Origin of the sequence: Brevibacterium metallidurans, assembly GCF_037101285.1 — a bacterium.
Classification (GTDB): domain Bacteria; phylum Actinomycetota; class Actinomycetes; order Actinomycetales; family Brevibacteriaceae; genus Brevibacterium; species Brevibacterium metallidurans.
Genome location: NZ_BAAAAF010000017.1, coordinates 1 through 25,133 on the forward strand (window position 1 = coordinate 1; position 25,133 = coordinate 25,133).

Here is a 25,133-nt window from a genome sequence, read left to right on the forward strand (position 1 = left end):
CAACGGCCGACTCGAACACCTCCGCGGCTCCGCCCTCGGCTTCCGCAACCTCACCCACTACATCGCCCGATCTCTACTCGAGGCCGGCGGATTCAGACCCCGACTACACCCTCAACTGCGATGAGCCCCTTAAGCATTAGCGGCACCCTTTCGGTGGTGTGAGCAATAATGCGACTCTAATCTTGCAATGAAGGTTACATAGTACACACCAACTCCACATCCCAACACTGTTGACATGCGAATAGCCAATGACTAATCGGGGTCACCAGGGCCCGCCAGGATGCCGCCGCTGCCGGTTTCGGCAATTCGAGAACGGGCTCATTGCGGCAGGATTGCAAAGCTGATCGGCAACCCCGCGAATTCCGCAATCCGACCCGCATCGTCGGGGGAGAGGATTACCGAGACAAGCTGTCCTGATTCTGCTGTGACGCCGTTCTCCTTCTCGATGATCCGGGCGATCGTGACCTCGTCGACGACGACCTCGGAACCGCCCTCGGGAAGGGAGCTGAACAGACGGATCCGCTGACCGGGGGCGAGGAGTCCGGCGGACTCGTCGTCGGCGAGCCGCACCGGCATGATGAGGTCGGTGGTGCCGTCGGGCAGCGCCTGCTGGTCGAGGACAGCCGCCCGGGTCAGAGGCGATCCCTTCGACACACCCGCGGAGGTGCGCTTGTCCAGAGCGTCGTCGACGGCGGTGAACGATTTGCTCGGCACGAAGTCACGGGGATAGTCGACGAGCGCGAGGTCGGCGGCGGTGAGCTGAGTGCCGGGGGCGAGGTCAGCGGCGGCGACGACCACCGGAGTGTCGCCCTGGCTCGGGGTGAGCTGCCACGCGAGCAGGGCGCAGGCGAGGGCGATGCACACTGCGGCGAGGAGCCTGCGCGGTCGCACCCGCAGGGACAGCGGACCGCCTGCCGCTCGAGCCGTGAGCCGATCGAGGAGCTTCATGCTCTGAGCGTGCGCAACCCAGACGGTCGATGGCAAGGGATGAGAAATCCCCTGTGGACAGTCATCTGTCGTCCACAGGGGATCTGAGCATGAGTGGCCGGGCCGTCCCCAGCCGTGCGCACATGAGTCGCAGGGGAGCCGAGCGGCTCAGTTCGTCGCTGAAGCGCCCGCCTTCGCCGGGGCTGCCGACGACTCTGACTTCGACGCAGAGTCGGAGGAGGTGGAGCTCGAGTCCTTCGACGAGGAGCTTGCCGGGGCGACCGAGCTCGAGGTGCTCTTGCGGGAGTCGGTGGCATAGAAGCCCGAGCCCTTGAAGCTGATGCCCACGGTGCCGAAGACCTTCTTCAGCTGGCCCTGGCATTCCGGGCAGATCGTCAGCGAATCGTCGCTGAAGTCCTGGTGGACATCGAATTTGTGGCCGCAGCTCTTGCATGCGTACGAATAGACGGGCATAGAGAACCTTTCCTCAACGTGAAGAGTATAGTGCACCGGCCCGTTCCGCCGTCTCTCGCTCTCACCGACCCTGTGCGCTTCTCCACAGTCCAACGCGCACGAGTGGGGGTTTATTTCGCGGGCGATCGAGGCCGGACGGTGAGGACGACCTGTCGCCGGCGACCCCGTTCAGAGCACGCGCAGACCGTCCTCGGTGATCGCCTCCGGGACTCGGAGATCCCACGGTTCGACGACGAGGCCGGGCAGATCGGCCTCCTCGGCGAAGCACACACCGACCACGCGCGGACCCGCAGAATCGGGGGGCTGTGCGTGCGAGCGCGACGGCCCGGGCGGCGCATCCCCGATAGATGCGTCCAGGGGCGGCACGTCGCCCAGCGGCACCTCTCCCAGCGGCCCGAACGTCCTGTCGTAGAACCCTCCGCCGTTGCCCAACCGTGCCCCGCCGGCACCGAAGCCGAGGGCAGGGACGAGGAGGAGGTCGGGCGCCGCCTCGGCGAAGAGGCTCGACGCACTGTGCTCGGCCCGCGGTTCGCGGATGCCCCACCGGCCCTGCGGGGTGAGTTCGGCCATCGGCGTTCTCACCTCGCCGAATTCGAGAGCCTCACCGATGCGGGTGACGACGGGGAGGAAGACCCTGGCCCCCCGCTCCCGGAGGCCATCGACGACGGCGTCGACATCGGGCTCACCGGGAAGGGCGGCGTAGGCGATGACGATGTGACCGGAGAGGTCGGGGCTCGGCCACCACCGGTCGAGCGCCGACAGTACGGCGTCGGCGACGGATGAGACGGGGACGGCCCGGTGAGGGGTCGTGGGAGACGAACGACGGGCGGCGACCGATGGGCAATGGGCAGACGATGGAGGCGCGGGGAGCGGCGATCGCAGGTCGGCGACCGATGAGACGGAGGCGGCCGCCTCGGCGGGAGAGGCACCGGAATCGTCACTGTGCGCGCCCCACTGACGCGCACGAGCTGACCGGCGGGCCCGGATCAGGGCCCGCAGCTCTGCCTTCGAGGAGACGGGATCCACGCCCTTCAGCCTAACCGGTGGGGCGGGCATGGCTAAGATGAAGGGCATGACTGATCAATCTCGCAGCACCGTGCGCAAGGCCGTGATCCCTGTGGCCGGCCTGGGAACCCGATTCCTCCCCGCGACGAAGGCGACGCCGAAGGAGATGCTCCCTGTCGTCGACAAGCCGGCCATCCAGTACGTCGTCGAGGAGGCGGTGTCTGCGGGTCTGCAGGACGTCCTCATGATCACCGGGCGCAACAAGCGCCCCCTCGAGGACCACTTCGACCGCGTCGACGGACTCGAAGCGGCGCTGGCGAAGAAGGGCGACGACAAGAAGCTCGCCGCCGTTCGGCACTCCTCGGAGCTCGGAGACATCCACTACGTCCGGCAGGGCGACCCCAAGGGTCTCGGCCATGCTGTGCTCAAGGGCCGCCAGCACGTCGGCGACGAGCCGTTCGCGGTCCTCCTCGGCGATGACCTCATCGACGAACGCAGCCCGATCCTGCCGACGATGATCGACGTCACGGAGCGGACCGGCGGCAGCGTCGTGGCGCTCATGGAGGTTCCCCCGGAGTCGATCCACCTCTACGGCTGCGCGGCCGTCGAGGAGACCGACGAGGACGGCGTCGTCAGGATCACCGGCCTCGTCGAGAAGCCGGCACAGGAGGAGGCGCCGTCGAACCTCGCGATCATCGGCCGCTACGTCCTCGCTCCGGAGATCTTCGACGTCCTCGAGACGACCGCGCCCGGCCGCGGCAACGAGATCCAGCTCACCGACGCCCTGCAGACGCTCGCCGAGGATGAGTCCAGCCACGGCGTCTACGGCGTCGTCTTCTCCGGCGACCGCTACGACACGGGCGACAAGCTCGACTACCTCAAGGCCGTCGTGCAGATCGCGTGCTCGCGCGACGACCTCGGCGAGGATCTCAAGGGATGGCTCAAAGAGTACGTGGCCGAACTCGACTGAGTGCCCGTGGCTTCGCTGTCTGCCCTCGCGCGGGGACGCTGATGCCGCGCGAGGACGCTGAGCGGGGACGACCGTGATGGGCGGCCCGTTCTGGCCGATCGAGCTGCGCGATGCCACCGCGGGCGTCGTCCTTCGACCCCTGCGCCGCAGCGACGAATCCGAGTGGCGTGAGGTCCGGCGGTTCAACCGGGACTGGCTGCGTCCGTGGGATGCGACCCTGCCGATCCCCGGTCAGGTCACGCCGAACTTCCGCGCGATGGTGCGGATGTACGACAAGCAGGCCAAACGGGCGCAGAGCGTGCCGTTCGCGATCGAGGTCGACGGCCGCTTCCGCGGCCAGCTGACCGTCTCCGGCATCACGTGGGGGTCGATCCTCAGCGGCCAGATCGGCTACTGGGTCGACTCCCGCGTCGCCGGTCGCGGCATCACACCGCTGGCCGTGGCGATGGCCACCGACCACTGCCTGTTCGCGCTCGGCCTCCACCGCATCGAGATCAACATCCGACCGGAGAACACTGCGAGCCTCCGCGTCGTCGAGAAGCTCGGCTTCCGCGACGAGGGACTGCGGAGGAACTACATGCACATCGACGGACAGTGGAGCGACCACCGCACCTTCGCCCTCACCGTCGAGGACATCCCCCACGGCATCCTCTCCGCGTACCGGCACAGTCGAGGTGAGGGGCCGGGCTCGCGCTCCTTGTGAACTTCGTGTCGGAATGACCGACACACCACCGCCGTTCACGCTGTTGTCCAATCGTGACCTCTAGGCTCTGCAGTGTGGACACCAGCATCATCGTCGTCATCGCCATCGCCGTGGTCTTCGTCGTCGTCGTGCCCGCAATGATCCGCCGGTCGGCCACCGAGCTCTCCCGCGTCGACCTCGACCGCCTGCCCGATGATGCCCAGGTCGTGCGCGCCGAATCCCAGAATCCCTGCCGTGACCTCGGCGAGCGGGTCGCCGTCTTCCGCGCCGAGGCGGTCAAGCCCTCCGTGCCGAGTGCCGACCATGCCGCCGCCGGGATCGCCCCGAACCTGCGGCTCTCCGCCGGCACCCCCGAACTCTCCGTCATCGACGGTGACGCCCAGACCGCCGAGGCAGTGCCTGAGTCCCAGCCGGAACCCGAATCCCAGCCCGCTGTCCTTCCGGTCGCCGTGGGCGAGACCCGCTCGGCGTTCCTCGCAGGCGGACACGACCGGGCGTCCGGGGCCGACAATGTGCGCCCCCTTCACCCGGCCGTCCATGCCGTGTTCGCGCAGACCGGCGGAACCGGTTCCGGCCGACAGAACGAGGGGCGCGCCGCCGAGTCGGTGAGCCGCCTCGGCGCCGGTCAGCAGCGGGCGGTCCGGGCGCAGGCTGCAGCGACTGCCAACCGGGCGCGCCGGATGCCGCCCGGAGGCGGCCAGGACCGCCTCGGCGGGTCAGACCCCACGACAGAGCCCACTTCCCGACCCGATGAGGATCCCACGATGACCGAGAGCACCGCCCCGCTGCGTGAGTCCCTGCGTTCGATCGGGACGATGGTCCGCGGGTTCGCGCTGACGTTCCTCGCATCGGTGCTCGGGGTGATCGTCACATCGGTGCTCGCGTTCTTCTCCGTCGTCCATCCCGCGCTCATCGGCGTCTTCGCCGGGCTCGCGGTCGTCTCCCTCTTCATCGTCCGCACCCTCAACATGCGCAAGCGCGAGATCAGGAAGCGGCTGCGCCGGATGACTGGGGCCGTGACCGAGGTGGAGGACGATGCGGACGCCGAGGCGGCAACGACTTCGCGTGCGGCTGTGACAGCTGGTTCGACCGCGACGGGCGCTGCGAAGACGGCCGGGTCGACGAGGTCGTCGACCGTCGGGTCCACAGCGGCACGGGCGCAGGCGATGGCGGCGGCCAAGGCTGCGGCGACGCCGCGCTCGACGGCATCCGAGACGAAGGCATCATCTGCGGACGAGAAGGCGACGACGGCGAAGACCGCTCGTGAACGCGCGCTCCAGCAGCGCAGTGCGACGGCCAAGTACGCCCGCGAGGAAGCGGTCACCGGTGAGATCCCGGTTGTGCGCATCCGCAACGAATCCGCCGAGGGCCACACGACTCGCCAGATCCTGCTCACCGGTCCGATCCCGGTCATCGCGGAGCCTGCGGCAGTGACCAATGCCGCAGAGAAGGCGGACACGACTCCGGCCGAGACCTCCTCACCTGTGGCTGCCGCAGACGAGGCCTCAGAGGTTGTCGCTGCGTCGACGACCTCGGTCGCAGCGGACCTCGCCGACACCGTCGTGCAGAGCGCTCAGCGGAGCGCGGCCGCGAAGAGTGCCGCCGAGGCGGCGGTCAACGACCCGTTCCAGCAGCGGCTCAAGGCCCGCGACGGATGGTCCCCGACGCCTCTGCCGGTGCCGAGCTACGTCGGCGCCCAGGAGGCCGAGCACGCTGTGCCGACGCCCAAGGCCGCCGATGCGAGTTCGTATGAGACGCAGGCGCGCAGCCGAGAGGACATTGCCGCACAGTTCGCCGAGGAGCTCGGATACCGTGCCGAGTTGAGCGACTCGGCACGTGAGGACAGCCCGCTCGAGCACGGCCGCAAAGCGATTCGTGCCGACAGGGCACCGGCACTCGATGCCGTCAACGACGTCCTCGCCCGCCGCCGGGCGTGAGCTGACCGGCGCAGGCATTCACCTGCCCTGACGTCGGCCATCGTGGGACGGCCTCCCGACAGATGAACGCTCAGTCGGTGAAGACGTTCCAGCAGATGCTGTTGCGACGCGCCTGATCGTCGAGGACAAGCTCACGGACCGCCTTGGGCAGGCGTTCACGCTGCCGGTCACGCTCCGCCGCTGCCGCATCCGGATCGTTCGGGTGTGCGGCGGCGACGGCCTTGATCGCGTAGGCAGCCGCGCCGAGATCGTGCTCGGCGACATGTCCCACGCATGCAGCCTGACCGGCCGCGTACGCAGCGAAGCGGGCGGCCCCGGTCAGGGGTCGCGCCGCCCCCATCGCATGACCTCCGGCGGCACGGGCGGTCATCATCGGCATCTGCCCAGCAGCCCACGACCTTGCGGCTGCGATCGCCTCGCTCGGGCGCGGGTCGTCCGGGGCGACGGCGGCGAAGAACGGCAGAACATGCTCGGCGCAGTCGGCGGCCCACAGGGCGAGAAGCTGGTGGTGGTCGTCGGTGAGGGTGCCGCCTCGGCGGACCGTGATCAGCCGGGGATCCCGGTCGGGAGAGAGGATCATCGGTCGACCTCCTCGGCGTGAACGTTCGGGCAGGTCGATGGAAGGGACTTCTTCGTCACTGTGCTCACACTGCCTGAGTGTAGGCCGGTCCGGGTAAGGACCATAGGGCCCGGGACGGTCAACGACCCTGCTCGGCGCCGCGGACCCCCAGGAACGCGAAAGGCGGCCGACACCTCAGGTGTCGACCGCCTCGGCGATCTCAGTCCGTGCGGGCCGGCTCAACCGGCGGCCGCACGGGACCAGGAGAGAGGATCAGGAGCGCGGCGTGGCCACGTACTTGATCTCGAGGTACTCGTCGATGCCGACGCGTCCGCCCTCACGGCCGAGACCCGACATCTTCACGCCGCCGAACGGGGCGGCCGGGTTCGAGACGAGACCGGTGTTGAGGCCGATCATGCCGACCTCGAGCTTCTCGGCGAGGCTGAGCGCACGGTTGATGTTCTCGCTGAACAGGTAGCCGGCAAGCCCATACTCGGTCTCATTGGCCAGCGCGATCGCCTGCTCGTCGGTGTCGAAGGTGACGATCGGGGCGACGGGGCCGAAGATCTCGGTCGTGCGGATCTCCGAACCGGCCGGGACGTTGGTGATGACGGTCGGGTCGAAGAAGAACCCGTCGCCTTCGATCTTCGAACCGCCCGTGAGCACCGTCGCACCTCCGGCGACGGCGTCGTCGACGAGGGCCGCGACCTTGTCCAGCGACTCCTGGTCGACGAGCGGTCCCACCTCGGTGCCCTCATGGAGGCCGTTGCCGACCTTCATCGAACCGATGCGCTCGGCGAGCTTCTGCGAGAACTCATCGGCGATCGAGGAGTGGACGAAGAGGCGGTTGGCCGCGGTGCAGGCCTCGCCGCCGTTGCGCATCTTCGCGAGCACCGCACCGTCGACGGCCTTGTCGAGATCGGCGTCCTCGCAGACGACGAACGGCGCGTTGCCGCCGAGCTCCATCGAGGACTTCATGACATTGTCGGCAGCCTGCTTGAGCAGGTTGATGCCCACCTCGGTCGACCCGGTGAAGGTGACCTTGCGGGCGATGCCCGACTCCATCCACGGGGTGACGACCCGACGGGCCGACTCCGAGGTGACGACGTTGAGGACGCCGGCCGGCAGCCCTGCCTCGGTGAGGACGTCGACGAGCATGAGCGAGGTCAGCGGGGTGAGCTTCGCGGGCTTGAAGACCATCGTGCAGCCGGCGGCGATGGCCGGTCCGATCTTGCGGGTGCCCATGGCCAGCGGGAAGTTCCACGGGGTGATGAGCACGCAGGGGCCCACGGGTTCGCGGGAGACCATGAGGCGGTTCTTGCCGTCGGTGGAGAGCATGTAGTCGCCGCTGATGCGCACGGCCTCCTCGGAGAACCAGCGGAAGAACTCGGCGCCGTAGGCGACCTCTCCCTTGGACTCGGCGAAGGGCTTGCCCATCTCAGCGGTCATGACGGCGGCGATGTCGTCGGAGCGCTCGATGAGGAGTTCGAAGGCGCGGCGCAGGATCTCGGCCCGGTCACGGGGTGCGGTGGCGGCCCAGTCGGCCTGCGCGTCACCGGCGGCCTTGATGGCGGCCTCGGCGTCGGCGGCGGAACCGTCGGCGACGGTGGTGATGACGTCACCGGTTGCGGGGTTGATGACGTCGATGGTCTTTCCGCCCTCGGCATCACGCCACTGTCCGTTGATGAACAGTCCGGTGTTGAGCTTGTCGATGATCGGCGTGATGTCCACGACTGATCCTCCCTTGGTTGTTGTGTCGAGGCGGCAGAGCGCAAGATCGCCCGGCGCCTCGTTCAGTGTAAAGGTCCGCAGGGGCGGAATCGATGCGGATTTCGCAGTGTGAGAGCGTCAGTCGCGCGGTTTCCGTGCCTGCGCGGACATCGCAGCGTGGACGAGCGTGCTCATCGAGATGAGGAGCCGATTGTGCAGGGTGATGCCGCGGATGACGGCGAGAGCGATCTCGTCGCGGGTGAGGGAGTCGCTGATGGGCAGCGTGTTCTCCCGGGCGATCTGTGCCAGAGCCGTGGCATGGGTCATCACGATGTCCCGCCCCACGTCGTAGCCGGCGTCGATGAGATCGCGCAGGCAGACGGCGACCGCGGCGCGAGCGGTGGGGGAGACGTCGGGCCAGCCGAGGTCGGAGAGGACGTCACCGACTTCGGCGTCCAGGTCTGTGATCACGTCGGGGTCGTTTCGCCGAGGCGGTGCGGCGGCATCGCCGGTCCCTTCCGTCGGCGGCGTCGCGGTGGGCTGAGGCTCAGGCGCGCTGTCGAGACAGCTGTCGAGACCGAGGGCGAGGCGCTGGCAGACGCCCATCAGTTCGAGATTGTCCAGGGTTTCGTCGTCGATCGCGTGCGTGAGTACGGCGATAGACGACATCGGCAGGGCGAGTTCGCGACGGAGCCACGTGATGAGCGCGAGACGGTGCACATGGGCATCCCCGTAGACCGCCGTCGTGGCGTTGCGCTTCTCACCGGTGCCCAGCACGCCGAGGCGGATGTAGTACTTGATGCTCGCCGTGGACACATCGGTGCGGCGGGCGAGTTCGCGCAGCTTCATCGTCTCCCTTCGAGATCCGCAGTGCCGATCGGAGAACTGCCTTGGATAGTGCTCAGGCGGTCGACTATCCACGTTGCCAGTGCTTGGATAGCATGACTATCTTAATCCCATGATGACACTCATCATCGCCGTCCACGCCATCGCCGCCGCCGGTGTCGTGCTCCTGGCCCCCGTGCAGCTGATCCGCCGACCCAAGGACAACCGGCACAAGACCATCGGCCGCTCGTGGGTCGTGCTCATGTACCTCGTCTGCGTGAGCGGGATGTTCATCTACTCGCTCACCGGGGCATTCACGGTCTTCCATGCCCTGGCGATCTACACCTTCGCGACGACGACGCTGGGGGTCATCGCCATCCGCCGCGGCCGACTGCGCACCCACGTCTTCCTCATGGTCGGATCGTGGATCGGCGCCCTCATCGCCGGGACCTTCGCCGTCGTCATTCCCGGTCGCGAGATCCCTCGGCTCGCCGTCGGCGACCCCGTGCTCTTCTGGACGATCCTCGCATCCGTGATCATCGCGGCCACCGTCTGGGTGGTCTGCGTACTGCGGTTCGTCCCCGTGCGCAGATCCCGCCCCGGCATCGTTCGGTCCGCTGCGCAGTCGGCGACGGCCGCTTGAGGGTGCGGGCCCTTGCGGTGCACTCGCCAGGGGTGTACTCGCAGGGTATCCCTCCCGGGGCGTGAGAGGTCTACGCTCGAATGCATGGAGAACAGGGCCGAGGTGAGGGAGTTCCTCATGTCACGCCGGGCGAAGATCACGCCCGCGGCCGCCGGGCTGCCGGCGGACGGCCGACGTCGTGTGCCCGGGCTGCGCCGGAGCGAAGTCGCGACCCTGGCGGGCATGAGCGTCGAGTACTACGCGAAGCTCGAACGGGGAGCCATCGGCGGAGCCTCCGCAGCGGTCCTCGACTCGCTCGCCGATGCGCTGCAGCTCACCGACACCGAACGCGGCCACCTCGTCGACCTCGCCCGTGCCGCTGACGGGGTGCCGACCTCGGGACGGCGTCGTCGTCCGCGCTCGGCGGCCCGGACACCGCACGAGACGCTTCACTGGATGCTCGAGGCGATGACCGAGTCCGTCGCCTTCGTCCGCGACGCCGCGCAGAACATCGTCGCCGTCAACGACCTCGGCCGGGCGTTCTACTCCCCGGTCATCGGCGACGGCGGACGGATACCCAACCTCGCCCGGTTCCAGTTCCTCGACTCCGCCTCCCGGGACTTCTACCCCGACTGGGACCTCTTCGCCCAGATGTGCGTCGCCGTGATCCGGGCCGAAGCCGGCAGGGATCCGCATGACCGCGGGATCCAGGAGCTCGTCGGGGAGCTCTCGACCCGCAGCGAGACCTTCCGGGAGCTCTGGGCGGCCCACGATGTGCGCACCCACGGGGCGGGGATGAAGAGGTTCGTCCACCCGGACATCGGAGAGATCGAGCTCGCCTACGAAGAGCTGAGGATCACCGCCGAGGCGGGACTCGTCCTCCTCGTCTACACTCCCGAACCCGGATCCCGGTCGGAGGAGAAGCTGCGCCTGCTCTCCTCGCTCACCGCAGAGGCGAGACCGGGCGGGGTCCGCGAGACGGGCGAACCTGAGACCGGAGCGCACGAGACCACGGAACACGAGACCACAGTGAGCACCGCCGACGAGCTCTAGGCACCTCCGTATCCCACCCACCGGATTCGGTGTCCACCACCGCACCCGTTCCACCCCCACCGAAGGAGCACAACCATGCGCGGAGTCATCATGCACGCCCCCGGAGACGTTCGCATCGAAGAGCGGGACCACCCGCAGATCATCGACCCGACCGATGCCGTCATCCGCATCGTCGCAGCTTGCGTGTGCGGGTCCGACCTGTGGCCCTACCGCGGCGCCGACACTCCTGATGCGAAGCTCATGGGGCACGAATACGTCGGCGTCGTCGAGGAGATCGGCGAGGAGGTCTCGACGTTGAGCGTCGGGGACTTCGTCGTCGGATCCTTCGTCATCTCCGACAACACGTGCCCCATCTGCACCGCCGGATACCAGTCGCGCTGCGTCAACGGGATCTTCGTCGACGGCGCGATCGGCACCCAAGCCGAATACGCCCGCATCCCGCACGCCGACGGCACCCTCGTCGCCACCCCCGGCCAGCCCGATGACGACCTCATCCCCTCGCTGCTCGCCGCCTCCGACGTCCTCGGCACCGGATGGTTCGCCGCCGACGCCGCCGAGGTGGGTCCCGGCTCGAGCGTCGCCGTCATCGGCGACGGCGCGGTCGGACTCATGGGCGTCCTCGCCGCCCGGCAGATGGGAGCGGAGACGATCATCGCAATGAGCCGGCACGAGGATCGGCAGCGCCTCGCCCGCGAATTCGGCGCCACACACATCGTCGCCGACCGCGGCGACGCCGGGGTGGCCGCGATCAAGGAGCTCACCGACGGATTCGGCGTCGACTCCGCGATCGAAGCCGTCGGCACACAGGAGTCGATGATGCAGGCGATCCGCGCGACGCGGCCCGGCGGTCACATCGGCTACGTCGGCGTCTCCCACGACGTCGCCCTGCCCGGAGACGAACTCTTCTTCGGCCTCGTCCACCTCCACGGCGGCCCGGCACCCGTGCGCCGCTACCTGCCTGAGCTCATCGACCTCATCTGGACGCGGACGATCGACCCCGGCCGGGTCTTCGACATGCGGCTGCCGCTCGATGAGGCCGCCGAGGCCTACGCGGCGATGGACGAACGCCGCGCGATCAAGGTCCTCCTCACCCCGTGAGGCCACTGAGCGGCCCTGACCGGACACCACTGCGCACAACCTCGAGGAGAGACGATGAGTGAGACAGTGACCAGTTCGAACGGTGACTCCGAACCCGGCGGCGGAGACATCGCCGACATCGACGCGCTCATCACGGCGCTCGACGCGGGGGAGACGATCGTCTCAGGCTCCCCGCTGCACCGGGCCATGCACTCAGCGAGCCAGGAGGCGCTGCGGAGCACGGCCGAACTCAACACCGGCTACCGCAGTCCCGAGGAGGTGCGGATGCTGCTGTCGACCCTCACGGCTCGACCGGTTCCCGCCTCGGTGACGGTGTTCCCGCCGTTCTCCGCGGACTTCGGGCGGAACATCCGCCTCGGCGAGCGGGTCTTCATCAACTCCGGTGCACGGTTCCAGGACCAGGGCGGCATCACGATCGGCGACGACGCGCTCATCGGTCACAACGCGGTGCTCGCGACCCTCAACCACGACCTCGATCCGAGCCGGCGGGCGGATATGCGCCCGGCGCCGATCGTCATCGGTCGGGGCGTGTGGATCGGAGCGAACGTCACGGTGCTGCCCGGGGTGACCATCGGCGATGACGCGGTCGTGGCGGCGGCCGCGGTCGTCACCCGTGATGTGCCGGCTGGTGCCGTCGTCGTCGGCGCACCGGCCCGGGTCGTCCGGTCCGTCTACGAGCGCGACGACAGCGACTGAGGCCGCGGCGACTGCTCGTCAGGCGAGGGACGCGTCGAACTCGTGGTTCTTCTCGAGGAACCGCATGACGTACGAACAGGTCGTGCGGAACCGCAGACCCGCCTCGGTGGTGGTCTCCAGGGCGAAGCGCACGAGGTGGGCGGCGATCCCGCGACCACCGAAGGCCGGGGAGACCTCGGTGTGGGTGAACGTCCGCGTGGTCGGGACGTCGCCCGGGCCGTCGGCGGTGTCGATGTAGTCGATGAGGCCGATGACCTGGCCGTCGTGGGAGACCGTGAAGCGGGACTGCGCGGAGTCCTCGGCGAAGGTGAAGGTCTCGCCGTCGATGTCGATGTCCATGGCTGATCCTGTTCTCTCAAGGGGGCTGTTCCCGCTTCCGAGACTACCCACTAATCTTGGTGGGGAGTGTTGAAGATCCCGGCGGGCCGTGACCCGCCGCCGCCCCAAGGAGTCGTCCCGCATGACCTCGCAGCCCCCGGCCACCCTCGTCGACGCCCACGAACTCATCCTCAACGAGTCGGGCTACGTCGTCAGCGTGCTCACCGACGCCGACATCGACGACTATGTCGCCCTCGTCGCCTCCGCCTACCGCGGTGAGGCCTCGAAGCAGGGGTGGACCACGGAGGCGGACCTGCTCAGCGGGCAGCGGCTCGATGAGGCGATGGCTCGGGAGATGCTCGCCGAGGCGGATTCGACGATGATCCTCGTCCGCTCGGTCGACGGCCCCGCCGTGGCCAGCGTGTACCTGCGCGAACCCGTCGACTCCGTCGCCTACCTCGGCGTCCTCGCGGTCTCGCCGCTCGGGCAGGGGCAGGGTGTGGGGTCGGCGCTGATGAACCTCGCCGAGGCGTGGGTGGCCGAACGCTGGGGTGCCCGGGCCCTGCAGATGAGCGTGATCAACAAGCGCTCGGAGCTCATCGCCTACTACGAACGCCGCGGCTATGAGCGCACCGGCGAGACCGAGCCCTTCCCGTACGGCGACGAACGCTTCGGTGTGCCGATGGTCGACGACCTCGAGTTCGTCACCCTCGTCAAGCCGCTCGACTGACGCGGGGCAGGCGGGCACGCGGCGACGGTCGCCTCCCCGGGCACCAGCCGCGCCCCGACGGATCAGAACAGCATTGCGGGGACGACGAGTCCGCCGACGAGGACGATCGGGCCGATGACGACCATCGACATCCCGAACTTCACGAGGATGCGTGTGAGGCGCGGCTTCTCCTCGGCGGGAGCGGTCGCGACGACGGTGGCGCCGAGGGTCGAGAACGGTGAGACGTCGACGACGGCCGAGCAGATCCCGAGCGCGGCGATGAGCGCCCACCCGGGCACGCCCCCGGCGTCGATGAGCGGCAGGGCGAGTGGGACGAGGGCTGCGAGGATGCCCGTCGTCGACGCGAATGCGGAGACCAACCCGCCGACGACGCAGAGGACGAGGGCCGCGACGAGCGGGGAGCCGATCGCCTTCGCCCCTTCGCCGAGGAGGTCGACCGCGCCCATCTCCTGCAGCACGCTGACGAACGTGATGATCCCGCCGACGAGGAGGACCGTCGACCAGTCGATCTTCGGGATCGCGGCCTTGCCCGTCGCTGGGTCGACGATCGCGAGGATCGCCCCAAAGAGGAAGCAGAGGAGACCGATGTCGGGGTCCTGGCCGAACGCGGCGAGGACGACGACCGAGCCGATGAGGGCGACCATGAGCACGACCGTGAGGATCTGCACCCCGGTGAACGGCGTCGATCCTGAAGACGTCGACTCGGATGCTGCTCCGGCGGTGGAGGAGTCGAAGAGCGCTTCGTCCTCGTCGTCCTCACCGAAGGCCACCGACGTCGTCGAGGCGCTGCCCCGGGAGATCCGGGTCTCGCTCGCCGAGGTGGTGCTCCCCGAACCTGCATCCCCCGAGGCCTGTGCCTGACCGGATGCTCCGGCCTCCGACCCGGCCGCCGACCCGCTCGCCGATCCGGGCCCGCCGTTCGCCGCGAGGGCGGCCGCGGACTTCCGGGAGAAGAGCCGGCGCCCGAACATGAGGTAGGCGGCGAGGAGCATGAGGAGGTAGACGGCGACGGCGATGCCGAAGAGGAGGAACGGGGAGAGCCCGATCCCGGCGTCGGCGGCGGTGCTGTACGTGACGATGCCGTAGAGGCTTGTGGGGGCGAAGCCGCCGGCGCCGATCGCGAAGCAGATCGCCAGTCCCATGAGCGCGTAGTCGACCTGGTACTTCCGGGCCACCTGCATGCCCACCGGCATCATGACCAGACCTGCCAGGGGCGCGCCCATGGAGGCGATGCCCGCGGTGATGACGAAGAAGACGACGGGCAGGAGGACGGCCGATGACCCGACCTTCTCCAGCGCCCAGTCGATGATCGTGTCGACCGTGCCGTTCTCCTGTGCGATCGCGAAGAAGTAGGTGACTCCGGCGAGGAGCACCATGATCGAGAGCGGGAACCCGGCGATGATGTCCTCGACCGTCATGTCGGCGAGCAGCAGGCCGGTGCCGGCGGCGCCGACGAGCATGAGCACGCCGATGTGCACCCCGCGGATGGCCCCGAGGGCGAAGAGTGCGATGAAGACGCCTAGTGCGATGAGCTGTGCGAGCATGTCGTTCCCCAGTCGGCTGAGCAGTCTCTGTGCAAGCGGTGATCCGCTGTGAGACTACCAGCCGGTCCCCGCCGGGCCCGGCAGCTGCGGGGTTCGGCACGCGGACTTCCCATCAGTCGGTACGCGAACCGCGGGGTCCACTGAGAAGTGATCATCCCGCCGAGGCAGGCCGCAAGTGTCCGTCCCGCCGAGGCGGTGCGGGCTCAGGTGAGCAGCAGCGCACCGCCGAGGGCGACGAGGGCGACGACGACGGTGGTGATCGTCGCGAGCGCGATCGGGCCGGCGCCGAGGCTGCGCAGCGCACGCCACTGCACCCCGCGGCCGAGGGCGAACATCGCCATCGACAGGCACGCGGTCTGCAGCCAGCCGAGACCGGTCACGGCTGCCTCAGGCAGCAGGCCGAAAGTCCGCAGGGCGGCCATGAGGAGGAATCCGAGGACGAAGAGGGGAACGATCGGGGGCCGCTTCGCCGAGGCGGCAGTGGCGGTCGCGGCGGGTGCCGGAGAGTCGGCTGCTCCGGGACCGGAACCCCGCGCAGCCTCGGAGGTCAGGGGCGTCTCGGAGGTCGGGGACGAGGCGGACGGCCCGGCCTCCTCGGCGAGGAAGGACCGCCCCCGGTTCTCGGCACGGCGCATCGCGAGTCCGATGATCGCCACGGTCGGGGCGAGCATGATGACGCGGGCGAGTTTGACGAGGACGGCGACCTCGAGGGCGGCCGGGCCGATGATGCCGCCGATCGCGACGACCTGGGCGACCTCGTGCGTCGAGGCGCCGGCCCACATGCCCGCGGTCGCCTCGCTCAGGCCCAGGCCGGAGCTGATCAGCGGGATGGCGGCGATCATCACGGTGCCGAAGAGCACGACGAGGCCGATCGCGGCGGCGACGTCCTCCTTCTTCGCGCGCACCGTCGATTCGATGCCGGCGACGGCGGCGGCGCCGCAGATGCCGAACCCGCAGCCGATGAGGAGGGCGAGGTCGCCGTCGACGCGGGTCACCCGCGCCAGCAGCATGCTCGTGCCGATGCCGACGGCGACGACGACGGCGGCGAGCACGATGACCGGCCAGCCGAGGTCGAGGATGTCGCCGAAGACGACCTGCGCCCCGAGGGCGACTATGCCCAACCGCAGCAGCGGCTTCGCGGCGAAGTCGAGTCCGGGCTTGAGCGCTGCGGGCAGGTTGGGGGCGGCGTTGCCGAGCGCGATGCCGAGGATGATGGCGACGAGCAGCGGGGAGATCACCGGGGCGAGCATGGACAGCGGCCACGCGATCGCAGCGGCGAGCGCGGCGAGTCCGAGGCCGGGGAGCAGGGGAGTGATGCGGTGCATGCTCTCAGTCTTCCCCGTCGGCAGCCTCGGCGGTAGACAGCGAAAACGTCTCGACCCATATCGATCTGATATGCCATGATGGTGGGTATGCGCGACGTCTCGGACATGCAGCGGTGGCCGGAGCTGCGGGCTCTCGGGCTCCTCGTCGCCCTCGCCGGGGGTGCCGGGTCGATCGGTCAGGCCGCCGAGGCGGTCGGACTCGCGCAGCCCAACGCCTCCCGCAGCCTGTCGAACCTCGAGCGGGACCTGAAGGTGCCGCTGCTCAGGCGCTCACCACGGGGTACCGAGCTCACCGCCGAAGGCCAGGCCGTGGCCGAATGGGCCGCGCAGGTCATCGACGCCTACAGTGCCCTCAACGCGGGCACCCGCGCGATCCAGGAGGCGCGGGCCGGCACGGTGCGGGTGTGCGCCTCCCTCACCGTCGCCGAGTATCTCCTGCCCGGGTATCTCGCGACCTTCACCTCGGCGCACCCGGGGATCGACGTCGGACTCGGGGTGGAGAACTCCGCCGCGGTCGTCGCCGAGGTCCGCGCGCAGCGCTGCGACTTGGGGCTCGTCGAATCGGTGTCCCTGCCGGCCGGGTTCCCCACGGCCGTGATCGGCCGCGATCGCCTCCTCATCGCCGCCGCCCCGACGTTCCCCGGGCGGTGGACTGCGCCCCTGTCCGCCGAGTCGCTCGCCGCCACGCCGCTCCTCGTCCGGGAGGTCGGGTCGGGGACCAGGGAGGCCATCGACACCGCGCTCGCCGAATTCGGCGGGGCGAGCGTGGCGGGGGAGTACCGGTCGAACTCGGCGCTCAAGGTGGCGGCGGCGACCGGAGTCGCCCCGGTCGTCCTCTCCGAGCTCGCCCTGCGTGATGACGTCCTCTCCAAACGGCTGGTGCCCCTGCCGGTCGACGATGGGCTCGACCTCGACCGGCGGCTGCACGCGCTGTGGTCGCCGAAGCGGCGCCTCTCGGCAGGCGCCCGGGCGCTGCTCGAGCACATGACGAGTGCGCGCGGGTGAGCGGCCGCGGCGAGGCAGCGGACCGACCCCCTATATTGGGCCCATGACGACTCGCGAAACCGCCTACTCACCGGAGACCGTTCTCGTCGAAGCGGCCCGGCCGCCTCGTGTCCCCGGAGCCTCGGTCAATCCGCCCGTCGAGCTCTCCTCGACCTTCATCGGCACGACCGACATGGGTGATGCGCCCTTCGGGTACGGGCGCTTCGCGACCCCTGCATGGACACCGTTCGAGGAGGCGCTCGCCGAACTCGAGCACGCGGAGGTGCCCGCCCTCGTCTTCGGCTCGGGCCTCGCCGCGATCGCCGCCGTGCTCAGTCTCATTCCGCGCGGCGGCACGCTCATCATGCCTCGGCACGCGTACCAGGGTGCGCTCCAGTCGGCGGAGGAGCTCGCCGAGCGTGCCGGGTTCTCCGTGCTCAGCGTCGACATCGCCGACACCGAGGCGGTCGTCGCCGCCCTCGACTCGGCCGCCGGCTCGAGCGGGTCCGCTGGGACGGGTGGGTCCGCCGGGACGGGCACGACCGCCTCGGCGATGCTGTGGATCGAATCCCCGACGAACCCGATGCTCGAGGTCGCCGATGTCCCCGACCTCGTCGAGGCGGCCCGGCAACGCGGGATCCTCGTCGCCGTCGACAACACCTTCGCGACCCCGCTGCTCCAGACTCCGCTCGAACTCGGCGCGGACATCGTCGTCCATTCGGTGACGAAGTACCTCGCCGGGCACTCCGATGTCGTCCTCGGCGCGGTCGTCTCACGCGACCCCGGCCTGCGGGAGAGGCTCCTGGCCGAGCGGGCGATGCGCGGGGCGATCGCCGGCCCCTTCGAGGTGTGGCTCGCACTGCGGGGGATGCGCACGCTCTCCGTCCGACTCGAGCGGGCGCAGGCCAATGCGCAGGTCATCGCCGAACGCCTCGCCGCCCGCCCCGACATCGTCGAGGTCCGCTACCCGGGTCTGCCCGGCGACCCCGGTCATGCTCGGGCGGCCGCGCAGATGGCAGGCTTCGGGGCGATCGTCTCGTTCACCGTTGCCTCGGCCGACACCGCCACCGCCATCGCCGAGGCGGTGCGTCTGTGGACCCCGGCAACCTCGCTGGGCGGGGTCGAATCCCTCATCGAACGCAGGCGCCGCCACTCCTCCGAGCCGACCTCCGTGCCCGAGGGCCTGCTGCGGCTGAGTGTCGGCATCGAACACGTCGACGACCTCTGGGCCGACCTCGACGCCGCGATCGCCGCGGCGACAGGCGGGGGCGAGAGTGCGCGCTGATGCCTGAGATCACCACCGATGACTTCGTCCTCGACCGGCCGACTCTGAACGATGTCGATGAGATCTTCGCCATCGAGAGCGACCCGCGCGTGTGGACGCACTTCCCCTCAGGACGCGTGACCCGGCGTGAGGACGCGGCGGCGACACTGGCCCGGCGGATGAGCCGGTGGGAACGCGACGGCCTGGAGATGTGGATGGTCCGCGAGGTCCCGTCGGGTCCGATCATCGGCTTCGCCGGATGCAGCCTGCGCGGGGGCACCGAGGCCGAGCCGAAGGGTCCCGACGCGTTCTGGAACCTCGGATACCGTTTCGCGCCCGAGGCACAGGGGCGGGGGCTGGCGACCGCGGTGTCGCGTCTGGCCATCGACCGCGCCCGTCAGGTCGACCCCACGCTGCCGGTCGTCGCCTACCTGCTCGAGCACAACACGGCATCGGCCAGGGTGGCGCAGAAGCTCGGGTTGCGGCTGCGCTACCGCGGACCCGATGCCGACAATCCCGATTCCACCGCCGTGCGCCTCGTCTTCGCCGACCGGGAGCTCACGCCTCCGCAGCTGCCCGCGACCCTGCGGTAGGTCCAGCTCTGCCGGGCGACGTTTGCGAAACTGTGACCCAGATCAACTTAACGTGCGTTAAGCTTGCGACAGGGAAAACGTCCGCGTCCGAAGGAGCCGCCTTGCCCCAGAGTGTTCTCGTCGATCACAGCGACGGTGTCGCGACCATCGCGATCAACCGTCCCGACACCCTCAACGCGCTCACCGGCGAGGCCTTCCGCGACCTCGGCGACGCGATCACCGAGGCAGCCGAGAGCGCTCGAGCCATCGTCCTCACCGGCAACGACCGGTCCTTCAGCTCCGGTGCCGACCTGCAGGGCTCGGTCAGCGCCGAGGAGACCGGGCAGGGCCGCGACGTCAGCCTCGACCTCGACGAGGCGAACGCGATCATCCGCTCCCTCATCGACGTCCCCGTCCCGACCATCGCCGCGGTCTCCGGACCGGCCGCGGGCATCGGGTGCTCTCTGGCGCTGGCCTGCGACTACGTGGTCATGAGCGAACAGTCCTACCTCATGCTCGCGTTCGCGAAGATCGGCCTCATGCCCGACGGCGGAGCCACGGCGCTCGTGGCCGCCTCGGCGGGACGGCACCGGGCGATGGCGATGGCGCTGACGGCGAAGAAGGTGTGGGCGCCCGAAGCCCTCAACTGGGGGCTCGCGAGCGAAGTCGTGCCCGCCGGTGAGCAGCTCAGCCGCGCCCGAGAGCTCGCAGGCCAGTGGGCGCAGGGCGCGCCGCTCGCGTTCTCCCGCACGAAGTCGGCCATCAACGAGGCGAGCCTGACCTCGCTCGAGGACGCCTTCGCCCGCGAATCCGCCGACCAGACCTATCTGCGCGGCACCCGCGACTTCGCCGAGGGGGTGTCGGCCTTCATCGAGAAACGCACCCCTCGCTTCCGAGGAGAATAGACGCCCGCCGCAGGGCGACCGCCCGACCCGGCCTCCCCGAAGCCACATCCCCGCCACCGCAGACGAGTGAACGAACAAAGGAGTCCCATGCTCACTGGCATCCCGTCGACCCTCGGCGACAGCTACCAGCTCAACACCACCTCGATGATGCGGCACGCCGCCCTGACCTTCGGCGAACAGGAGGTCGTCTACCGCCGCTCCGACGGCTCGTGGGGACGGTCGAACTACGCCGAGGAGTGGCGCCGGATGGCCCAGCTCGCCCACGGGCTGAGCGAACTCGGCGTCGGCGCCGGCTCCATGGTCGGCGTCCTCGACTGGAACTCCCGCCGGCACTTCGAGCTCTACTTCGCCGTGCCCGGCCTCGCGGCCACGATGCTCCAGTTCAACCTCCGCCTCGCGCCCGAGGACCTTGCCTACGTCGTCAGCCACTCGAAGTCCGACTGGATCTTCGTCGACGAGTCGCTTCTGCCGGTGGCCGAGAAGCTCGCCCCGAAGCTCGACGTCAAGGGTTGGGTCGTCATGACCGACAAGCCGTCGTCGGAGATCGAGACGACCCTGGACAACGTCGTCTTCTACGAAGACCTCATCGGTGACAAGCCCGAGACCTACGATTGGCCGGTCGTCGACGAGAAGACGGCCGCCTACGCCGGCTACACGACGGGCACCACGGGTCGGCCCAAAGGCGTGTATTACTCGCACCGGTCGATCTACCTGCACACTATGGGCGGGCTCGCCGCGCTCGGGGCGACGTTCTCCGACACCGTCATGCCGATCACTCCGATGTTCCACGTCCTGTCCTGGGGCTTCCCGCAGAACGCGGTGGCCGCCGGAGCCAAACTCGTCCTGCCCGGCAAGTTCGCCGCCGAGGAGTTCGGGGCGATCGCGCAGGCGTTCATCGCCGAGAAGGTCACCCTGGCCAACGGTGCCCCGGCGATCTTCGCCCCCATGCTCCAGATGATGAAGAACATGCCCGAGCCTCCGGACCTCAGCGGTGTCCGCCTCGTCTCCGGGTCCTCCGAGCCGCCGCTGTCGATGATGCGCGGGTTCAAGGAGATCACCGGCGCCGACGTCATCCATGGCTACGGGGCGACGGAGACGACGCCGCTGGCGACGACGAACTGGCACATCAAGCCGAGCCTCGACATGGACGAGGAGGAGCGCTGGGACTTCAAGCGCTACCAGGGTCTGCCGGTCATCGGCGTCGAGGTCAAGGTCGTCGATCCCACCGGTGAGGAGCTGCCTCGCGACGGCAAGTCGATGGGCGAGGTGCTCATGCGCGGACCGTGGATCACCGAATCCTACTTCCAGCTGCCGGACAACTCCGAGAGGTTCCTCGACGGCTGGTGGCGTTCGGGCGACGTCGGGGTCATCTACCCCAACGGGTACCTCAAGCTCACCGACCGCCTCAAGGACGTCATCAAGTCCGGCGGCGAGTGGATCTCCTCGATCGACATGGAGAATGCGATCCTCGACAGTCCCGACGTCAAGGAGGCAGCCGTCATCGGCGTCCCCGACGAGAAGTGGCAGGAGCGTCCCGTCGCCTACGTCGTGGCCAATGACGGCGCCGAGGTGACCCGGGAGAAGATCGTCGAGGTCCTCGGCGATCGTTTCGCCAAGTGGCAGCTGCCCGACGAGATCATCGTCACCGAGGAGCTGCCGCGCACCTCGGTGGGCAAGCTCGACAAGAAGCTGCTGCGCAAGAACTGGGAGAACGAGGGCTGAAGGTTCTTCGCTGAGAGGTCCTGCGGGTGGGACGAATCCCCGCCGACTGTCGAATCCCTGGGAATCCTGCGCCGCAGTCCCAGGGATTCGGCAGGATGGAAGGTCTTCCGAGCCGGTAGTTGAAGTTTGTACCGTAGTGGCATGACGAACACTCGCCGTCCGCTCCGCTCCCGACCGCTCACCTGGATCATCGCGATCCTCATCATCGTCCTGCTCATCGGCGGTGCCATCATCGGCACCCGGCTCTACGCCTCCTCGCAGAACTCGGCCGCACCGGAATCCTTCGCCGAGGAGGACGTCGCGGCCGAGACCGGGACCGGGAGCGCCTCGGCGGGAGCGATCGCCGGGGAATGGACGATCGGTGACGGCTCGGAGGCCGGGTACCGCGTCGACGAGGTGCTCAACGGTGAGAACGTCACCGTCGTCGGACGCACCGATGACGTCACGGGCTCCGTGACCGTGGAGGGCACCGAGCTCACGGCAGGCACCGTCACCGTCGACCTGCGCACCGTGGCCACCGACAATTCGCGCCGCGACGGGTACTTCACCTCGCAGGCCATCGACACGAGCGCCAACCCCGAGGCGACATTCACCGCCACCGGTCCCGTCGACCTCTCCGCCGTCGGGGACTCGGGTTCGGCCGAGGTCGAGATCCCCGGCACCCTCGAGATCAACGGGCAGAGCCAGGAGGCGACCGCGCAGGCGACGACGACGCGGACGAACGACGGACTCAGCGTCGTCGGCGCCATCGACGTCACGTGGCAGGACTTCGGGGTCGCCCCGCCCAATCTCGGCTTCGTCTCCGTCGAGGACTCCGGAGTCGTCGAGTTCTCCCTCGCGCTCACGCAGGGGTGAACAGCGCGCACGGCTGAGTCACTCGTGGGTCGCGCCCGAGCGAGGCTCGAGTCAGGCCTGTAGACCTCAGAGGGCGATGGCCCCGATGCCGGCGGCACCGAGCACGATCGCCCAGGCGGGCACGTTCCACCGTGTGAGGGCGATGAACGCGGCCAGCGCGATCGCGAGCGTGGCCGGGGAGGTGACGCCTTCGACGAACACGGGGTCGAAGAGGGCCGCGCCGAGGAGGCCGACGACCGCCGCATTCACCCCGAGCAGCGCCCGGCGGGCGTGGACCGAACGGTGCAGACCCTGCCAGAACGGCAGGGCGCCGACCGTCAGCAGTCCCGCGGGCAGGAAGATCGCAACGAGGGCGATCGTCGCCCCGAGCACCCCGGTCGGGCCGCTGGTCGTCGAGGCACCGAGGAACGCGGCGAACGTGAACAGCGGACCGGGCACCGCCTGAGCGGCACCGTAGCCGGCGAGGAACGTGTCATGGTCGACCAGCCCGGAGCGCACGGTCTCGGTCTCGAGCAGCGGGAGGACGACGTGCCCGCCGCCGAAGACGAGGGCGCCCGCGCGGGAGAAGATGTCTGCCAACCGCAGAGCCGGATCACCGGTGAGCGCCGAGGCGAGGGGCAGGACGATGAGCAGCGCGGCACACGTGATGAGCGCTGCCGCCCCTGCCCGCTTCGAGACCGGGACCCGGAAGCCCGACGGTGCGGCGGCAGGCGCCTGCGCCTTGGCGGCGCTCGACTCGGAGGCGGCGGCCTCTGTCCGCGCGCTCTCCTCGGTCCGTGCGGCCGCCTCGGCGCGCAGCCAGGTCAGACCGAGCACCGCGCCGACGACGATCGCAAGCACCTGGACGGCGGGGGAGGGGACGAGGAGGACGATGATGGCCGCGATGCCGGCGATCGTCGCGCGTTTGGCATCGGGGGTCAGGGACTTCGCCATGCCGAGGACGGCACCGGCGACGATCGCGACCGCGGCGGCCTTGACCCCGGCCAGCCAGCCGGTGCCCATCGCGTCACCGAAGGCATCGATGCCGAAGGCGAAGGCGACGAGCAGGATCGCCGAGGGCATCGTGAACGCGAACCACGCCGCGAGCAGACCCCCGTACCCGGCCCGCTGCAGGCCGATCGCCATGCCCACCTGCGAGGACGCCGGTCCGGGCAGGAACTGGCAGAGGGCGACGAGGTCGGCGTAGGCATCATCGTTAAGCCACTTCCGCCGGGCCACGAACGTCTCCCGGAAGTATCCGAGATGGGCGACGGGTCCGCCGAAGGAGGTGAGTCCGAGGCGGAGGAAGATCCGGAAGACCTCGCCGACGGTGCCGGGGTGCCGGTTGCTCATCTGTTCCTCTCGACGGACATCGACGCACCGATCCGACCGGCGCTGAGGCACCATTCAACGGGGCGAACATGACGTCGAGGTGAACGAGTCCTCACGGATGGTGGAGGAGGTACGTCCCGCCTTTGAGGCACGTGTCGACGACCCAGCCGTCGGCGATGAGCGCGGTGAGCGAATCGCGCAGGGCCACCCGCCAGCGGGCGGCGAGCTCGGCATCGTGGCGGCGCAGGTTCTCGATGTCGGAGGGGAAGTCGAGGGAGACGACGGCGGCCTCCCGCGGGACTTCGGAGATGAGCGGTTCGCCGGACGCATCGGCGCGCAGGCACGCGAACGCACTGTCTGCGGGCACCGCGGGCACCCGCGCAGGCCGGTCGAGCGGCCACGAGACCATCATCCGGTCACTCGCCTGACCCTCGTTGAGGCCGTCGCGCATCTGCCCGTAGAAGTCCTCGAGGTATTCGACCATGCTCACGCCGAGGCGCTGGAAGTTGAAGTACGCGTTGCGGGCGATGAGCGGATCGAACGTCCACGTCATCTCCGTGATCCCGAGTTCAAGGCACCACAGCCGCTGATGGAGCTTCATCGCCGACCCGGCCCCGTGCCCGACGTGCCCGTGACGGACCCCGGCGATGTGCGAATGCATGACGGTGCCCAGCGGCTGCCCGAAGAACCCGACGGTCACGCCGATCATCTCCTCAGGGTCGTCGGCGCTGAACGCGGCGGAGACGTAGTTGCCGGCGTGGGCGAAGGCGACGATGAGTCCGGGTTCGAAGACGTTCGTGCCCGTCTTGTCGACGTTCCACACCTCGTCGAGGAGCAGGGAGGCCTCGGCCGCCTCGGCGGCGGTGTGGATCTCACGGACGATGATGCCCGCACCCTCGGCGGCGGCCTCGAATTCGTCCTCGGCCAGGGCGATGATCTCCGAGTCGACCGTTCTCAGTCCTGCACGCGTTTCCATGGTGACATTGTGCCACCGAACCTCCCTGTCAGAGGCGTCGGCGAAGGG

25 protein-coding genes are annotated in these 25,133 nt (G+C 69.2%); 14 read left to right on the forward strand and 11 right to left on the reverse strand.

Annotated features, from left to right (window positions below; all coding sequences use genetic code 11):
- Positions 1–318: 318 nt before the first annotated feature.
- From AACX88_RS15560 to AACX88_RS15570, 3 genes are all read right to left on the reverse strand, one after another.
- The gene (locus tag AACX88_RS15560; RefSeq protein ID WP_167559881.1) at positions 319–948 is read right to left on the reverse strand and encodes an SAF domain-containing protein; all 630 of its coding nucleotides are present in this window, start codon (positions 946–948) and stop codon (positions 319–321) included.
- Positions 949–1,095: 147 nt separating this feature from the next.
- Positions 1,096–1,401 (reverse strand): FmdB family zinc ribbon protein, encoded by a 306-nt coding sequence (locus tag AACX88_RS15565; protein ID WP_339393780.1) that lies wholly within the window; start codon positions 1,399–1,401, stop codon positions 1,096–1,098.
- A 168-nt stretch (positions 1,402–1,569) separates the two neighbouring features.
- On the reverse strand, positions 1,570–2,427 hold the full coding sequence (locus tag AACX88_RS15570; protein WP_339393782.1) for a 5-formyltetrahydrofolate cyclo-ligase: 858 nt from the start codon (positions 2,425–2,427) through the stop codon (positions 1,570–1,572).
- 46 nt (positions 2,428–2,473) lie between these two features.
- Between AACX88_RS15570 and galU the strand changes: the two genes are divergently transcribed.
- The 3 genes from galU (at position 2,474) to AACX88_RS15585 (ending at position 6,016) form a co-directional block, all read left to right on the forward strand.
- On the forward strand, positions 2,474–3,376 hold the full coding sequence (gene galU, locus AACX88_RS15575; RefSeq protein WP_167559885.1) for a UTP--glucose-1-phosphate uridylyltransferase GalU: 903 nt from the start codon (positions 2,474–2,476) through the stop codon (positions 3,374–3,376).
- Positions 3,377–3,452: 76 nt separating this feature from the next.
- The gene (locus tag AACX88_RS15580) at positions 3,453–4,079 is read left to right on the forward strand and encodes a GNAT family N-acetyltransferase (protein WP_167559887.1); all 627 of its coding nucleotides are present in this window, start codon (positions 3,453–3,455) and stop codon (positions 4,077–4,079) included.
- A gap of 74 nt (positions 4,080–4,153) precedes the next feature.
- Positions 4,154–6,016, forward strand: a complete 1,863-nt coding sequence (locus AACX88_RS15585; RefSeq protein ID WP_339393783.1) for a hypothetical protein — start codon at positions 4,154–4,156, stop codon at positions 6,014–6,016.
- 70 nt (positions 6,017–6,086) lie between these two features.
- Here the strand turns inward: AACX88_RS15585 and AACX88_RS15590 are convergent, their stop codons facing one another.
- The 3 genes from AACX88_RS15590 to AACX88_RS15600 form a co-directional block, all read right to left on the reverse strand.
- Positions 6,087–6,596, reverse strand: coding sequence for a putative immunity protein (locus AACX88_RS15590; RefSeq protein ID WP_339393784.1), 510 nt, complete (start codon positions 6,594–6,596; stop codon positions 6,087–6,089).
- A gap of 252 nt (positions 6,597–6,848) precedes the next feature.
- Positions 6,849–8,306, reverse strand: coding sequence for an aldehyde dehydrogenase family protein (locus AACX88_RS15595; protein ID WP_167559891.1), 1,458 nt, complete (start codon positions 8,304–8,306; stop codon positions 6,849–6,851).
- A 117-nt stretch (positions 8,307–8,423) separates the two neighbouring features.
- A complete protein-coding gene (locus tag AACX88_RS15600) occupies positions 8,424–9,134 on the reverse strand; it encodes a MerR family transcriptional regulator (RefSeq protein WP_339393786.1) in 711 nt (236 codons plus the stop codon).
- Between the two features lie 109 nt (positions 9,135–9,243).
- Between AACX88_RS15600 and AACX88_RS15605 the strand changes: the two genes are divergently transcribed.
- The 4 genes from AACX88_RS15605 to AACX88_RS15620 all read left to right on the forward strand — a co-directional run bounded on the left by AACX88_RS15605 (position 9,244) and on the right by AACX88_RS15620 (position 12,579).
- Entirely contained in the window at positions 9,244–9,753 is a 510-nt protein-coding gene (locus AACX88_RS15605; RefSeq protein WP_167559894.1) for a DUF2306 domain-containing protein, read from the forward strand.
- Positions 9,754–9,837: 84 nt separating this feature from the next.
- Complete coding sequence (locus AACX88_RS15610; protein WP_339393788.1) at positions 9,838–10,785, forward strand: helix-turn-helix transcriptional regulator; 948 nt, start codon at positions 9,838–9,840, stop codon at positions 10,783–10,785.
- A gap of 75 nt (positions 10,786–10,860) precedes the next feature.
- Positions 10,861–11,883, forward strand: a complete 1,023-nt coding sequence (locus tag AACX88_RS15615; protein ID WP_167559897.1) for a zinc-binding dehydrogenase — start codon at positions 10,861–10,863, stop codon at positions 11,881–11,883.
- A gap of 54 nt (positions 11,884–11,937) precedes the next feature.
- The gene (locus AACX88_RS15620; RefSeq protein ID WP_167559899.1) at positions 11,938–12,579 is read left to right on the forward strand and encodes a DapH/DapD/GlmU-related protein; all 642 of its coding nucleotides are present in this window, start codon (positions 11,938–11,940) and stop codon (positions 12,577–12,579) included.
- 18 nt (positions 12,580–12,597) lie between these two features.
- Here AACX88_RS15620 and AACX88_RS15625 read toward each other — a convergent pair whose 3' ends face one another.
- Positions 12,598–12,918: a GNAT family N-acetyltransferase gene (locus AACX88_RS15625; protein WP_167559901.1), complete on the reverse strand. Its 321-nt coding sequence runs from the start codon at positions 12,916–12,918 to the stop codon at positions 12,598–12,600.
- Positions 12,919–13,039: 121 nt separating this feature from the next.
- Here AACX88_RS15625 and AACX88_RS15630 point away from each other — a divergent pair, with 121 nt between their 5' ends.
- The gene (locus AACX88_RS15630; protein ID WP_205772105.1) at positions 13,040–13,627 is read left to right on the forward strand and encodes a GNAT family N-acetyltransferase; all 588 of its coding nucleotides are present in this window, start codon (positions 13,040–13,042) and stop codon (positions 13,625–13,627) included.
- Between the two features lie 62 nt (positions 13,628–13,689).
- Here the strand turns inward: AACX88_RS15630 and AACX88_RS15635 are convergent, their stop codons facing one another.
- Both AACX88_RS15635 and AACX88_RS15640 read right to left on the reverse strand, forming a co-directional pair.
- On the reverse strand, positions 13,690–15,171 hold the full coding sequence (locus tag AACX88_RS15635; protein WP_339393789.1) for an SLC13 family permease: 1,482 nt from the start codon (positions 15,169–15,171) through the stop codon (positions 13,690–13,692).
- Between the two features lie 203 nt (positions 15,172–15,374).
- Positions 15,375–16,496, reverse strand: coding sequence for a YeiH family protein (locus tag AACX88_RS15640; RefSeq protein ID WP_339393790.1), 1,122 nt, complete (start codon positions 16,494–16,496; stop codon positions 15,375–15,377).
- A gap of 87 nt (positions 16,497–16,583) precedes the next feature.
- Between AACX88_RS15640 and AACX88_RS15645 the strand changes: the two genes are divergently transcribed.
- From AACX88_RS15645 to AACX88_RS15670, 6 genes are all read left to right on the forward strand, one after another.
- Positions 16,584–17,501 (forward strand): LysR substrate-binding domain-containing protein, encoded by a 918-nt coding sequence (locus AACX88_RS15645; RefSeq protein ID WP_339393791.1) that lies wholly within the window; start codon positions 16,584–16,586, stop codon positions 17,499–17,501.
- A 43-nt stretch (positions 17,502–17,544) separates the two neighbouring features.
- The gene (locus tag AACX88_RS15650) at positions 17,545–18,765 is read left to right on the forward strand and encodes a trans-sulfuration enzyme family protein (protein ID WP_339393792.1); all 1,221 of its coding nucleotides are present in this window, start codon (positions 17,545–17,547) and stop codon (positions 18,763–18,765) included.
- Positions 18,765–19,337 (forward strand): GNAT family N-acetyltransferase, encoded by a 573-nt coding sequence (locus AACX88_RS15655; protein ID WP_167559911.1) that lies wholly within the window; start codon positions 18,765–18,767, stop codon positions 19,335–19,337. The genes AACX88_RS15650 and AACX88_RS15655 overlap by 1 nt, the downstream gene beginning before the upstream one ends.
- A gap of 101 nt (positions 19,338–19,438) precedes the next feature.
- Positions 19,439–20,221 carry an enoyl-CoA hydratase-related protein gene (locus tag AACX88_RS15660; RefSeq protein ID WP_167559913.1) on the forward strand — a complete coding sequence of 261 codons (783 nt, stop codon included), beginning with the start codon at positions 19,439–19,441 and terminating at the stop codon, positions 20,219–20,221.
- Between the two features lie 87 nt (positions 20,222–20,308).
- On the forward strand, positions 20,309–21,943 hold the full coding sequence (locus AACX88_RS15665) for a long-chain-fatty-acid--CoA ligase (protein WP_339393793.1): 1,635 nt from the start codon (positions 20,309–20,311) through the stop codon (positions 21,941–21,943).
- Positions 21,944–22,084: 141 nt separating this feature from the next.
- A complete protein-coding gene (locus tag AACX88_RS15670; RefSeq protein ID WP_339393794.1) occupies positions 22,085–22,798 on the forward strand; it encodes a YceI family protein in 714 nt (237 codons plus the stop codon).
- A gap of 66 nt (positions 22,799–22,864) precedes the next feature.
- Here AACX88_RS15670 and chrA read toward each other — a convergent pair whose 3' ends face one another.
- Both chrA and AACX88_RS15680 read right to left on the reverse strand, forming a co-directional pair.
- On the reverse strand, positions 22,865–24,130 hold the full coding sequence (gene chrA / locus AACX88_RS15675; protein WP_339393795.1) for a chromate efflux transporter: 1,266 nt from the start codon (positions 24,128–24,130) through the stop codon (positions 22,865–22,867).
- A 91-nt stretch (positions 24,131–24,221) separates the two neighbouring features.
- Positions 24,222–25,085 carry a hypothetical protein gene (locus AACX88_RS15680; protein ID WP_167559921.1) on the reverse strand — a complete coding sequence of 288 codons (864 nt, stop codon included), beginning with the start codon at positions 25,083–25,085 and terminating at the stop codon, positions 24,222–24,224.
- Positions 25,086–25,133: the final 48 nt, after the last annotated feature.